A 12,144-nucleotide genomic window follows, 5' to 3' on the forward strand; every position below is an offset into this window, starting at 1 on the left:
AAATTGCGGGCACCCAGCAGGAGAAAGGCCGTGGCGCGTTGTCCTCACTGTTGCCAAGGTGGCGGGATCGCCGCCGCAGATGGGTCGTTCTCTGCGCGGGGACAGCGATGTTGGGGTCTGTCGCTGTGCTCGCTCTCGGATCCCGCTCCGAACCCGGTGACCACCCTCCCTCGGTGGTGTGTTCCGACAAGGACGGCATGACACTGACGGCCGACGTCGACGCGGACGGACGTTTGGACGAGATACGTGACCCTCACCGCTCGGGAGACGCCACGGTCGTCTTCAGCCGGGCCACGACCGCAGCCGAGGTGCGAGTGGGCCAGGGGCGTACTCGGTGGCAGAAGGCAAGGAGCGCGCTGTCTCCCGACATGGAGACCCGGGGTGCGTTCGGCGACTTCGACGGCGACGGGTATCTCGATCTGGCCCTGTTCCACAGCCAGGAGGACGACGGAGACTACGCCCGTGACAACGTGACCGTGCACGAAGTCCGCTACGGGCCCCTCGCCCGGGACCTGAGCGGCAGCCGCACGGCCGACATCCGCATGGCGGCCCTGGGATTCGTCTATGCGGCGCTCGCGTCCGACGAGAACCACGACGGACGGGCGGAACTCCATGTGTTCCAGTCCACCGGCGACGGCGGTGTCAACGAGTACACCGGCCGGGGTGAGGGGAACGGCATGACTCTGAGCCTGGTGAAGGGGGGCTTCCACGGCCGCGGAGATGTGGATGCGCTTGATCCGGGATGGCCGGACTTCGGCATCTGCGCGTATCCCGCTGCATAGTGGCCGTTCAGCAGCACGCCACACGGGCGAACATCGCTGTGGGGGCGCGGCGTGAGCACGCCGGAGAGGGCCGGCCTCTCGCAGGAGGGAGGTCCGACGGCTCCTCGGCCCCCGACGGGAACGTCACGACCGCGACGCATTCCACCCAGCCTCGGGGGTGCTCGCCGCCCTTCTCGCCGAAAGCGGGTGGCCCGAACGGTGACCCGAACCGACCGAGCCGTGTACGGGACACGGCTGGGACGGCTCACCGGGGCGGGCCCGCGGCTATCAAACGCAGTGCTCGCGATGCCACTCGATCTCCGAGCGGCCGGCCAGGACGACCTCGTCAAAACTGCTGTACCGCTCGTCGAGTTCCCCGTACTTGACGGCGAACAGGTAGGCGCCGTACTCCCCGTCCGCCGAGACGGTGCGGGTGTCGAGCAGGATCGCGTCCGCGCCCCGGGTGAGACAGAGCGCGTGCAGGAACAAGTCGTGGTCCTCGGTATCGCGGCGCGAGTCGACGAACGCCGGGTGAGTGCGCCGGAACCAGTCGATCTCCTCGCAGGGGCGCAGTGCCTCGGTGTACTGGGAGACAGGACCGCAGCCGTTGCTGACCAGCAGGAAGGCCCACAGACTCGGGGGCAGCGGGACACCGAGCCGAGCCTCGGCCGCACGGACCTGTTCACTGGTCGCCGGCACGCGTCCGGGTCGGCTTCCCGGCTGGGAAGACGTCACCTTGTCGTAGCCGACGGGTGTTGCTCTGTCGAACGAGTCGCTGTTCCTGGCAGGCTGGAAGCGCCGGTCCTCGACGGTCACGAGCATGTACTCCGAAAAGTCGTGTGGTGCGGGTCGACAGGGGTCCCGTCCTTCGGCTTCCGTGAGTGGCACGCCTTGTCTGTCTGTAGGCATCGGTGTGCCGGACAACGGGGTCCCTGGGGTACGCAGGCACAGGCCGCGCTGTTGAAGGGACACCGGGATCTCAGTCCGCTTGTCGCGTGCACCGGCGGCGGGCCTGACCGCCGTTGTGATCAACGACTAGTGAAGTAGCCTGCCCCGCCTCGGCGGCCGGCAGATCGGCGGCAGTACGAGGACCCGTGTGCCCGGATGTGGCGTGATCGGCCTCCGCGGATCGACCGGAGCGGGCCGAGCGGTTCGTCAGCAGCAGCCCGAGCGAGGCCGCGACCACGAGGGCGAGGACGAACAGCGTGTACTGCCGGGCGGTGGTGACGAGCCCTCCGCCGTGCACCACCAGCACCCCGGCGATGACCGAGGGCAGTCCCATACCGAGGTAGCAGACGACGAAGAGGACGGACATGACACCCGCCCGTCCGGCCGGCGCCGCGCGGGCCACAACGGTCCGGATGGCGCCCTGGGTTCCGGCGCCGAAACCGACACCGGCGACGAACGTGCTGCCGAAGAACCCGATGGCCGACTCCCCGTCGATCGCGGCCAGTGTGGCCATCGACGCCACCGCGATCAACAGGCCGCCCAGCAACATGCCCGCACGCGGTGGAATACGGCCGAACACGACGGCGGACAGAGCCCCGATTGCGGCCACGAGGAAGAGCCCCAGCCCGGCCGATACCGCCGAAGAGGAGCCAGACAGTTGTCGTGCGAGCGCCGGCCCGAGTGAACCGTGGAAACCGGCGAGCGCCCACGTGGCGAAGAGCATCGGCGCCGCGACGAGCACGGCCCCTCGCACGCCGGGCGGCACGGCCAGTTCAGGGACCATCGCGGCGCGCACGCCCGGTTTGCGGCCGACGGTCTCCGGCATACGGATCACGGCGACGCTCTGGACGACGAACGCCCCGACGAGCAGCAGGTACACCAGGTGGGTGGGCGCTGGCGCGTACTGGACCAGCACGCCGGACAGCAGCGCGCCCGCACCGGACCCCACCCCGGGTGCAACGGAGTTGGCGAGGGCGCCGCGGTGCCGATCGATGTCCAGCATGGCCGCCCCCAGGGCGCCGAGGGCGCCGCCGGTGGAAACGCCTTGCAGTATCCGCCCGAGCAGCAGTGCTTCCACGCCTCCCGCGGTGACGAGCACCGCGAGCGCGGCGGTCTGCAGGCCGAGCGCGGCCAGCAGCACCGGGCGTCGTCCGATGTGGTGGGAGACGCGCCCGAACACGAGCAGTGAAGCCAGCACGGCGATCGCGTAGACGCCGAAGACCACGGTGGTGGTGATCGGTGAGAAGTGCCATTCGGCCGCGTAGGTCGCGTACAGCGGGGTCGGCGCGCTGGAGGCGGCCAGGAACGATATGACGATAGAGGCCAGCAGTACCAGACTGCCGATGCCGGGGCGCCGCGGGGGGACCTCGGTACCGCCGTGTCGCCACGGGCCTTCGGTGGAAGAACGAGCGGGTTTCACCATCACCTCGGTGGAACGGGGTAGGGAACGCGGGCAGCGACGTCGGAGGTGTCCTCGGCGGCCGCCGACCAGGTGTGCTGTAACGGTCCGGGTGCCGGCGGGCCACCAGCCGGGCGGACAAGTAACTGCGGATGCTGTGGTTGGCGATGGAAGGCGCTTCGAACGCCGGTCACCAGGCTCGGCGTGGCGCGCGCCGGCGGAGTGCCGGGCAGGGACGTCACCTCGCCCGTGGCGCCGCTCGCCTCGCCGGGAGCCGGTTGGGAAACAGGTCCGGTCATGCCATCAAGCGTCGCCGCGTGGAGGAGTCTCATCCAGTGGCAGAAATGCCTGGTCTCGTTAGGATACCGCCATGACCATCCACCGAGTATCCGTACTGGCCCTGGAGGGGATGGCGCCGCTCGACCTGGCCATCCCCTTGCAGATCTTCGCTCCCCGCGCGGAGACCCCGTACCAGCTCTCCGTATGCGGAACAGCCGGTCCCGTCCCCACCACCAGCGGTTTCGCGCTGGCTGTCACAGGTGGCCTGGACGGCCTCGATGCGGCGGACACACTGATCGTCCCTGGGTTCGGACAGGGCTTCCGGCCCCGCGAGAAGCCACTGCCGCCGGAGGTGCTCGACGCACTGACCACGGCCCGTGACCGGGGCTGCCGAGTGGTGTCGATCTGCACCGGCGCCTTCGTGCTCGCCGCGGCAGGTCTGCTCGACGGGCGCCACGCCACCACGCACTGGCAGTACACGGACGAGCTCGAACGCACCTATCCCGCGGTGAACGTGGACCGCGACGTGCTCTACGTGGACCAAGGTGACATCCTCACCTCAGCCGGGGTGTGCTGTGGCATCGACCTGTGCCTGCACATCGTGCGCCGCGACCTGGGCGCGGTGACGGCCAACCAGATCGCCCGGGGCATCGTCGCCGCACCCCACCGCGAGGGCGGTCAGGCCCAGTACGTACCCGCACCCGTCGCCGACGCCGGCGACACGGCACTGGCGGACACACGGGCATGGGCCCTGGAGCGCCTGGGCGAGACGCTCACCGTCACCCAGCTCGCCCGCCACGCCGGCATGTCGGAACGTTCCTTCATGCGCCGGTTCACCGAGGAGACGGGCACAACGCCACTGCAGTGGCTGGTGGGCGCCCGGCTCGGCCTGGCGCGCGAACTCCTGGAGACCACCGATCACTCCATCGACCAGGTGGCACGTGACTCGGGCCTGGGCTCAGCCCCCAATATGCGCCTGCACTTCCGTCGCGCACTCGACACCACCCCGACCGCCTACCGCCACGCCTTCAGCCGTCACGTGCCCCACCGGGACACCGCCTGCTCGTGAGAAGAGCTCAGGCCGTAAAAACGCGCGCTTCGAGGTGAACCAGTCCGGCCACTCCGGACAGGAGCGTGACCGGCAGCGTGCGCCGGGCCTCCGTGCCCCGCGCGTGAGGCAGTTCCACGCTCGGACCGTGTCCGTCGGCGTCGGCGTCGAAGGTGACGGTGGTGCCCTGGATGAACGCCGCGCCGCATGCCATGTCGCGCCTCGCCCTCGTGACGCGACACCGGTCTTCGCCGCCTACCAGGGCGGACGGTGTCCGCCGTTGTGGACGGCGTCGCGGCGCACGCGACAACGGTGACGCGGAGGGATGCGCGGAGCCCGGCCACGGGATCGGAGTGGAGGCTGCAGGCGTCATCGCCCCGGGTGCTCCGCCCGTACCGCCGGGCCCTTTACGGTCATTGCACGCCCTGTTGGCGTAATTTCGGGGGACCGGCGGCCCCGGCAGTCCGCAGGGCTCACAGGCGAGGAGGGCGACATGAAGGACGCGCAGGACACGGCCCGAAGGCTGCGCGCCATGTGCGACGAGTTGTCGGACCGTTTCTACGAGCGGGCGGATGTCGTCCGGACGCTGATGGTGACGCTGCTGGCCGGGCAGCACTCGCTGGTGCTCGGCCCGCCCGGTACGGCGAAGTCCGAGCTGGCGCGGGAGCTCACGGGCCGGATCGAGGGGGCGGCCTACTGGGAGATCCTGCTGTCGAAGTTCACGGCACCCACAAGGATGTTCGGTCCCATCGACGTCGCCGCGCTGGCCCGGGGCGAGTACCGGCAGGTCTTCGAGGGGCGCGCCACGACCGCCCATGTCGCGTTCATCGACGAGATCTTCAAGTGCTCGACCGCCGCTCTCAACGAGACACTGGGCTTCCTCAACGAGCGGATCTACCACCCCGAGAACGGAGGCGCGCCGATCCGCTGCCCCCTGATCGGGGCCATCACCGCGAGCAACGAACTCCCCAGCGGGGAGGACTCCGCGGCGATCTACGACCGGCTGCTGGTGCGCATCGAGGTCGGGTACCTGGAGGACCCGTCGAACTTCACCGCGCTGGTGCGGTCCGCCGTCGGCCGTCCGACGGCACCGGTGCCCCCGACCACCCTGGAACTGGCCGCGCTGCAGCAGGCCGTGGCCGAGGCCGTCCCGGACGTGGAGGTCCCCGACGCGATCGTGGAAGCGTTGGTGACGCTGCGGGCCGCACTGCGCCGCAAGGAACTCGTCGCCTCCGACCGGCGCTGGCGGCAGGCGGTCCGCCTCCTCCAGGCGTCCGCGTACCTCGACGGGCGCACCGCGGTGGCGGAGACCGATCTGTCGGTGCTGACGCATGTGCTGTGGGACTCCCCCGTCCAACGCCCGATCGTCGAACGGGAAGTGCTGCACCTGGTCAACCCCGACGCCAAGGAGGCGCTCGACCTCGCCGACGTCATCGAGGAACTGGAGACCCAGCTCGACGCCATGGCCGGGCAGTCCCGTGAGGTGCTGAGCGAGTGGGTTATCAAGAACGCCCACCACAAGCTCGCCATGGCGGGCAAGCGCCTGGAGACACTGCGGGAGGAGGCGTCGAACGCCGGCCGTTCCACCACCGCCATCGACCGGGTCACCGGCCGTCAGCGCGCGGTCCGGGCCCGCGTCCTCTCCGAGGCCCTCGGGATGGACGCGAGCATGGCGCAGGCCCAGCTCTGAGGCGGCACCATGGGTGAAGCGCACAGCGGACTCGGCGAGTTGGTGAGCAGCTCCGGGACATGGCTGGCCATGTCCCTCGCCGCCGTCGCACGGCACACGGCGGCCGTGTCCGCGGGGCCGTTCGACAGGGTCGCGTGGCGGGACGTGTGTGAGCAGTCGGCCGGGCTGCGTGAACTGGCGGAGGAGCTTCACTCCCGCCACGCCCACGCCCCCGATCTCCTGGCGGACGTGTTCCTGGCCGCCTACCAGGCCGCCCCGCGCCTGCGCGACCGTGCGGAGATGGCCCCCTCCCACCTGGTCAACCACCGGGTCGTCGCCTCACTGCTGCACTCACCGGAGTTCACCGGGCTGCACCGGGAGACGGCCGGAGACTCCTACGCCGCCGCCCTGGCCGTGCTCGCCCAGGCTTCCGCACTGCGCGGACTCCTCGAGCGCTCGCGGGAGGCCGGTGACAGGGCGGCGCAGGCGGACAGGGCCCAACAGGTGGCCGTGGCCGCGTCGAGCGCTGTGAGCGAGGCGCTCCGGCAGGCCGCCGACGCGAACGGCACCGTTCCCGACCCGGCGGCCGACGTCGTACACCGGGCGATCTACGCCGCCGAAGCCGCAGAGGCCGCCGCCCGGCATGAGGCCCAGGCCGCCGCCCATGCCCTTGCCGCCGCGCTCCCCGGTATCCGTGCCGCCGCGCGGAACGCCACGGCGGCGGCGGCCGAGGCCGTCCGGCAGGAGGCCGCACTGATGCGCGCGTGGGGCGTCGGTCCCGGCGAGGCGCAGCGGATGCCGTTCGACGAGCGCGCCCGGCTCGCCGACCGGCTGCGCACCGGAAGGCTCGCGCAGTGGGCCGAACTCATCGGCCGGTTCCGACGGATGGCAGGCGCCGAACGGGCCCGCAAGGTGGAGAACGCCACCGGCGAACTGGTCGGCGTCACCCTCGGCGACGACCTCTCCCGGGTCGTCCCCTCCGAGCTGGCGGTCCTCGGAGTCCCGGAGCTGCGCGCGGTGTTCGCCGCGCGCTACGCGGCCGGAGAGCTGATGCTGTACGACTCGCAGGGCGAGCAGACCACCGGGCAGGGCGCCGTCATCGCATGCGTGGACACCTCGCACTCCATGTACGGGGATGGGCCCGGCGGAGTCACCCGTGAGGCCTGGTCCAAGGCATGTGCCCTGGCCCTGCTCGACCAGGCGCGCCACGCCGGACGCGACTTCGTCGGCATCCTCTTCTCCGCCGCCGACAAGATCAGGGTCTTCCGCTTCCCCGCCGGCCGGCCGGCCCCCGTCACCGATGTCCTCGACTTCGCGGAGACCTTCCTCGGCGGCGGCACGGACTTCCAGCGTCCTTTGAGCACGGCCGCGGAGCTGCTGGAGCGGGAGTTCAACGACACGGCCCGCAGGCGGGGCGACATCGTGGTGATCACCGACGACGCCTGTGAAGTGACGGAGACGTGGGTGCGCGGCTGGAACGACGCCAAGCACCGTCTGGGCTTCCGCCTCTTCGGCGTGGCCGTCGCCACCCCAGACACCGCCACCGCGTCCGGGTCGGTCCTGGAGTCCCTGTGTGACAACCTCCGCACCGTCGACGACCTCACGGACGTGCACACCAGCGCCGACCTGTTCCGCGTCATCTGACACGACGCCAGTCGCGCGACGCCGGAGTGCTCGAGGTCCAGCCGGGAGGCCTGACAGCGGAGGCGGCACGGCCAGGGCGCGTCGTAGCCACGAGGCCGCGCGAGGGGGAAGCCGCAGCCGGCAAAGACCGATGAGCGCACGCACTGCTCGCCGCCACGCGAGCCGGCCTCGTCGGGCACGTTGCCGGCAAGGACTGCCATTCCGTGGGCAGGAATGCTGGCACAACTGGCGACTCCGTCGCCACGTCCTGGCCTTCAGCTCACCGTGAGGCGCGATCGTGAAGGTTCCCACACCGAGCTCGACCCATGAGCTGGAGCACTACAGTTCCCGTGTGACGCCTGAGACAGTGGACAAGCTGGACCGGTACCGTGTGGAGATGGCGAGGCGGAACATCCCGTCCGACGTCATAGAGCAATGGACGAGTGCCGCCCTTCCCTGCGCGACCCTGAGGATGGACGGGGACGGGCCCGTCGTAGGCCGCTTCGGCGGCCCCCTGCTCCTGCCGCCGGACACGCCAGACCCCGAGTTCCCGTTCGTCGCGTCGCTCAACTGCGCGGATCTGTCCGAAAAGGTGACGGGGCTCGCCCTGCCGCCCGACGGCCGCCTGCTGCTGTTCGCCTTCCCCGACCTGGATGCCGGCGGCCAAGTCATTCACATCCCCGAGGGAGCGACCGTAGAGGAGAGGACGAGCGCGCCCGAGTACTACGAGGAGGATCCGGATGCTCTGGAAGTTCTCGAGCAATTCCCTCAAGGCGTACTGCACCTGTCCGCCGATGTGTCGTTGCCCTTCCACATCTCGAAGGCGATGGCCACCGAGCACGGCTGGCGGGGCGGGGACCTTCCCTGGACTCCCTACGCTCACACCCACTCGGACTTGTGGCACTTGGGCGGCCGTGACATCCCCCGTGGCGGGTGGGTGCAGGTGGGCGGGCATGCCCTGGAGCAGAGCATGGAAGTCAATCCCGTGGAGTCGGCCGCGCTGTCCTCGGACGAGACGTACGACCTCGAGGACTGGTTGTTGTTGGCGGGCTGGCATCCCCGTATCGAGGGCAGAGCCGGCTTCGCACTTCATTGGGCGATCAGGAGGCAGGAACTGGCCGCCCGACACTTCGAGCGGGCGAACGAGTCCATGCACTGGAATCCGTGAGCGGGTCGACGGTGTCGGTTCGGATGTGGCCGAAGCCGCCCCGGCCGGGACTCTCACGTCGGCGGCGGCCCTTTGGTCTGCTGCATCATGACGGAGGCCAGTCAGCCGGATTCCGCGCAGGTCGTGTGCGGGTAGCCGAGGAAGTGTCCCGTCTCATGGTTGGTGATCAACGCCCGGTAGTCATGGATCGGGTCGTCGATGGTGGGTAAGTCCTCGACCCAGCGTTTGAGGTTCACCACGACGTCATTTCCTCATATGGACACCCGCCAACGCGAGCTACGCTGTCTGCCCAGGCAACACTCCTCGCAGCGCTTGACGGTCAATGGCCCCGAGGTGGTGGACTCCCTCCTGAAGCGACTCACCCCGTCCAAACTTGAAGTCGAGCAAACGGTCAAGGGCCCGGTCGGAACCGAACGTCCCGATGAGCGCGTCGCACCCACCATGAATGATCGTCTTGCCGGCACCGTTGCTGAGGCGCTACTGATCACCGGCGGCGAGCGGCGTTCCGTGTTCGGTGCCGCCGCCGTGGCCTGCGCGACGGCGCTGATCGTCGGCGGCGCCCTCGTGTCCGGTGCGTTCGCCGTCTCCTGGGGCCTGTTCCTCGAAGCCCGGAGGTGCGCGGAAAGTGCCATCGAAGCCGAGGGCTCCTACGCCGCCTACGCCGGTCAGATGGACGAACTCCTCAAAGTGGCGTACGTCGTCTTTCCGTTGCTGCTCCTCGTCGCGTGGGCGCTGGTCGCCTGGCTGTTCACCGCCCAGGCCGTGACCGTGGCACACACGCGGGAGAGCTCGGTGGCGGATTCCGGGGCCGTTGCGACTCGGACGCTCACCCTCTCCGCCCTGTGGCGCCGCTCGGGTCCGCACCTCGGCGCCGCGTTCCGCGTGCAACTGCTCACCGCGGCGTGCGCTGTGGTGCCGGGGCTGGCCGGTCTGCTCGTGCTGGCCGTCGTCGACATGGAACTGGTGCCTGGGGTGACGTGGCCCACGTACCACAAACCCGCGACCGTGCAGTTTCTCCTGGTGGGCCGGGCTCTGCCCGTCGTGATCTGGACGCTGGGGCTCGTCCTGATCTCCCGGTTCTCGCTCGCCACCGCCGTGCGGGTGGCGGACGGCTGCCCTGCGGTGACCGCGATGCGGCGTTCCTGGAGGCTGACTCGTATGGCACGCGCGTATACCGCCGGGATCCTCCTGCTGTGCACGGCCCCGGTCGGCGTCGTGATTGCGATGTCCACATGGCTCGGTGTCCACGTGGCGCACTGGGGAGGGCTGCTCATGCTGGCCGTCACCGACGACAACGTATGGGTGGCCGGCGTTCTTGTCCTCATCACGCCGGTCGCGGTGGCGCTCGTGCTGCTGCCGTTGGCGCTGGCACCGGCGGGTGTCGCGCTCGCGTGTCTACGACAGCGGCTCGCCCACGGGTGAGGGTGAAGCCGCCGGCACCCTCGGTCCGTCCGAAGGCGGGAGGCACGGGTACCGGCCGACCCAGGACACCGCCCGAAGCGCACGTGCGCGGGCAACAGCCCACCCTGACCGCGGAGTGAAATCCGTACTGTCTTCTTGGCGGGTGTCCGGTGCTTCGCCGGACCGCGGGAGCCCAGATGATCCGCGTCGGACGTCAGCACCTGGCGCACCGTCGCCGCGCAGCAGGGCATTGCGGTGCAGACCTGTGGTCCGAGCGGGTCCGGCGGCAGACGGCGCCGGAGCTTCTCCCGGTACAGCCGCAGGTCGGTGCCGCCCGGGCCGACGGGCTCGCCGGCTTCCGGACCGGGGCGCGAGGCGGTGGCCGAGGCCGCACAGTTCATCTGGATTCAGCTGGTGCGGTACTTCGCCGCCGCCGCCTGAGCGAGTTCCTGTGACTTCTGCAGGGCGGTGTCCACCGATTGCCTTCCGGCGATGGCCGAGCTGATCTCCTGGGAGACCTTGTCGCCGAGATCAGCGAACTCGGGGATGTCCACGTACTGGATACCCGTATATGGGCGGGGACTGACGCCCGGGTTCCTCGGGTCGGCGGAGTTCGTCTCCGCCAGGTACTCCTGCCGGTACCAGCCGGCGGACGCCTTCTGGAATTCGGGGTTGGCGTAGAGCGACCTCCGGCTTCCCGCCGGCACCGCGGTCCAGCCGAGTTGCTTGCCGACCTGCTCATAGTACTGTCTGGAGGAGGCCCAGGAGATGAACTTCCAGGCGGCGTCCTTGTTCTTGCCCGCGTTCTGGATAGCCCAGGACCAGGCCCACAGCCAGCCGGCCTTCTGGGTCTTGTCGTGCGGCGCCGGGACGTAGCCGACCTTGCCCTTGACCGTCGAACTGTCGGCCTCGATCAACGACGCCAGGGAGGTCCCGTCGTACATCATGGCGCATTTGCCCGCCACGAAGGATGAGAGGTTTTCCAGGACGCCGCTCCGGTAGGCGTGGGGCTGACCGTACTTGCGGACCAGATCGACGTAGAAGCCTACTGCCTTCTTGAACGCCGGCGAGGTGAGCTGCGCGTTCCACTTCATGTCGTACCAGGCGCCACCGAAGGTGTTGACGACGGTGTTGATCGGAGCCAGGTTCTGGCCCCATCCGGGCAGACCGCGCAGGCAAATGCCCTTCGCGCCGTCGGTGCCGTCGACTTTGGCCGCCAGCGAGGCGACTTGATCCCAGGTCGGGTTCGGCGGCATGGTCAGCCGGTTCTTTTGGAAAAGGTCCTTGCGGTACATCAAAAAGGAGCCCTCACCGAAGAAGGGCTCGGCATAGATCTTGCCGTCGGTCCCGGTCAGTGACGCCATCAGGTTGGGGAACATGTCGTTCTGGTCGAAGGACTTGTCTGCCCTCGCGTAGGAGTTGAGCGGGGTGAGCCAGCCTCTCTTCGAATAGATCGGCACCTCGTACGAGCCGACGATCGCAACGTCGTAGTGCCCCGCCTGGCTCTCGAATTCGTGAGCCGCCGTGGCCCGCGCCCGGTTCTCCGGCAGCAGGGTGTAATCGACCTTGATACCGGTCTCCGCGGTGAAATGCTCTTTGGTGAGCTTCTTCAAATCCTGGAACGGGCCGCCATTCAGCCCGAGCACATGGATGCTCCCCTTCGACCCGCCGGACGGCGGGCCCGCGTTGTCGCACCCGGAAAGCACCAGGCTTGTGGCGGCCGCGGCCGCCACAAGCAGACGAGTGAGACTCCAGCGCTTCATGGGACTCCGATGAATCCGGCGGCGATCGCTGCTTTCGTCGCATGTCCACACTTCTACAGTGAGAGTAATACGAAATATGGCGAAA

General features: G+C 69.4%; 11 protein-coding genes. 6 read left to right on the forward strand and 5 right to left on the reverse strand.

Going from position 1 to position 12,144, the window contains the following annotated elements; genetic code table 11:
- Window positions 1-173 precede the first annotated feature (173 nt).
- On the forward strand, window positions 174-782 hold the full coding sequence (locus ACFY93_RS32250) for a hypothetical protein (RefSeq protein WP_391365457.1): 609 nt from the start codon (window positions 174-176) through the stop codon (window positions 780-782).
- A 267-nt stretch (window positions 783-1,049) separates the two neighbouring features.
- Here ACFY93_RS32250 and ACFY93_RS32255 read toward each other — a convergent pair whose 3' ends face one another.
- Together ACFY93_RS32255 and ACFY93_RS32260 are read right to left on the reverse strand one after the other, a co-directional pair.
- Window positions 1,050-1,577, reverse strand: a complete 528-nt coding sequence (locus ACFY93_RS32255) for an SMI1/KNR4 family protein (protein WP_391365459.1) — start codon at window positions 1,575-1,577, stop codon at window positions 1,050-1,052.
- A 163-nt stretch (window positions 1,578-1,740) separates the two neighbouring features.
- Window positions 1,741-3,132: an MFS transporter gene (locus tag ACFY93_RS32260; RefSeq protein ID WP_391365460.1), complete on the reverse strand. Its 1,392-nt coding sequence runs from the start codon at window positions 3,130-3,132 to the stop codon at window positions 1,741-1,743.
- Window positions 3,133-3,478: 346 nt separating this feature from the next.
- Between ACFY93_RS32260 and ACFY93_RS32265 the strand changes: the two genes are divergently transcribed.
- On the forward strand, window positions 3,479-4,456 hold the full coding sequence (locus ACFY93_RS32265) for a helix-turn-helix domain-containing protein (RefSeq protein ID WP_391365461.1): 978 nt from the start codon (window positions 3,479-3,481) through the stop codon (window positions 4,454-4,456).
- Between the two features lie 7 nt (window positions 4,457-4,463).
- On the opposite strand, the gene ACFY93_RS32270 is transcribed toward ACFY93_RS32265, so the two are convergent.
- Complete coding sequence (locus ACFY93_RS32270) at window positions 4,464-4,649, reverse strand: hypothetical protein (protein ID WP_391365462.1); 186 nt, start codon at window positions 4,647-4,649, stop codon at window positions 4,464-4,466.
- Between the two features lie 279 nt (window positions 4,650-4,928).
- Here ACFY93_RS32270 and ACFY93_RS32275 point away from each other — a divergent pair, with 279 nt between their 5' ends.
- The 3 genes from ACFY93_RS32275 to ACFY93_RS32285 all read left to right on the forward strand — a co-directional run bounded on the left by ACFY93_RS32275 (window position 4,929) and on the right by ACFY93_RS32285 (window position 8,895).
- A complete protein-coding gene (locus ACFY93_RS32275) occupies window positions 4,929-6,125 on the forward strand; it encodes an AAA family ATPase (RefSeq protein ID WP_391365463.1) in 1,197 nt (398 codons plus the stop codon).
- A gap of 9 nt (window positions 6,126-6,134) precedes the next feature.
- Entirely contained in the window at window positions 6,135-7,748 is a 1,614-nt protein-coding gene (locus tag ACFY93_RS32280) for a VWA domain-containing protein (protein ID WP_391365464.1), read from the forward strand.
- 331 nt (window positions 7,749-8,079) lie between these two features.
- Entirely contained in the window at window positions 8,080-8,895 is an 816-nt protein-coding gene (locus ACFY93_RS32285) for a hypothetical protein (protein WP_391365465.1), read from the forward strand.
- 101 nt (window positions 8,896-8,996) lie between these two features.
- Here the strand turns inward: ACFY93_RS32285 and ACFY93_RS32290 are convergent, their stop codons facing one another.
- Window positions 8,997-9,134 (reverse strand): DUF3152 domain-containing protein, encoded by a 138-nt coding sequence (locus ACFY93_RS32290; RefSeq protein WP_391365466.1) that lies wholly within the window; start codon window positions 9,132-9,134, stop codon window positions 8,997-8,999.
- 16 nt (window positions 9,135-9,150) lie between these two features.
- Between ACFY93_RS32290 and ACFY93_RS32295 the strand changes: the two genes are divergently transcribed.
- A complete protein-coding gene (locus tag ACFY93_RS32295; protein ID WP_391365467.1) occupies window positions 9,151-10,317 on the forward strand; it encodes a hypothetical protein in 1,167 nt (388 codons plus the stop codon).
- 386 nt (window positions 10,318-10,703) lie between these two features.
- Here ACFY93_RS32295 and ACFY93_RS32300 read toward each other — a convergent pair whose 3' ends face one another.
- Window positions 10,704-12,059 carry an extracellular solute-binding protein gene (locus tag ACFY93_RS32300; protein ID WP_391365468.1) on the reverse strand — a complete coding sequence of 452 codons (1,356 nt, stop codon included), beginning with the start codon at window positions 12,057-12,059 and terminating at the stop codon, window positions 10,704-10,706.
- Window positions 12,060-12,144: the final 85 nt, after the last annotated feature.

The organism is Streptomyces sp. NPDC008313 (assembly GCF_042956125.1).
GTDB lineage: Bacteria > Actinomycetota > Actinomycetes > Streptomycetales > Streptomycetaceae > Streptomyces.

Excerpts from the sequence above, each read along its gene's own strand:
- ACFY93_RS32260 (WP_391365460.1), bottom strand. The coding sequence starts at position 3,132 with ATGGTGAAACCCGCTCGTTCTTCCACCGAAGGCCCGTGGCGACACGGC.
- ACFY93_RS32265 (WP_391365461.1), top strand. The coding sequence starts at position 3,479 with ATGACCATCCACCGAGTATCCGTACTGGCCCTGGAGGGGATGGCGCCG.
- ACFY93_RS32270 (WP_391365462.1), bottom strand. The coding sequence starts at position 4,649 with ATGGCATGCGGCGCGGCGTTCATCCAGGGCACCACCGTCACCTTCGAC.
- ACFY93_RS32275 (WP_391365463.1), top strand. The coding sequence starts at position 4,929 with ATGAAGGACGCGCAGGACACGGCCCGAAGGCTGCGCGCCATGTGCGAC.
- ACFY93_RS32280 (WP_391365464.1), top strand. The coding sequence starts at position 6,135 with ATGGGTGAAGCGCACAGCGGACTCGGCGAGTTGGTGAGCAGCTCCGGG.
- ACFY93_RS32295 (WP_391365467.1), top strand. The coding sequence starts at position 9,151 with ATGGACACCCGCCAACGCGAGCTACGCTGTCTGCCCAGGCAACACTCC.
- ACFY93_RS32300 (WP_391365468.1), bottom strand. The coding sequence starts at position 12,059 with ATGAAGCGCTGGAGTCTCACTCGTCTGCTTGTGGCGGCCGCGGCCGCC.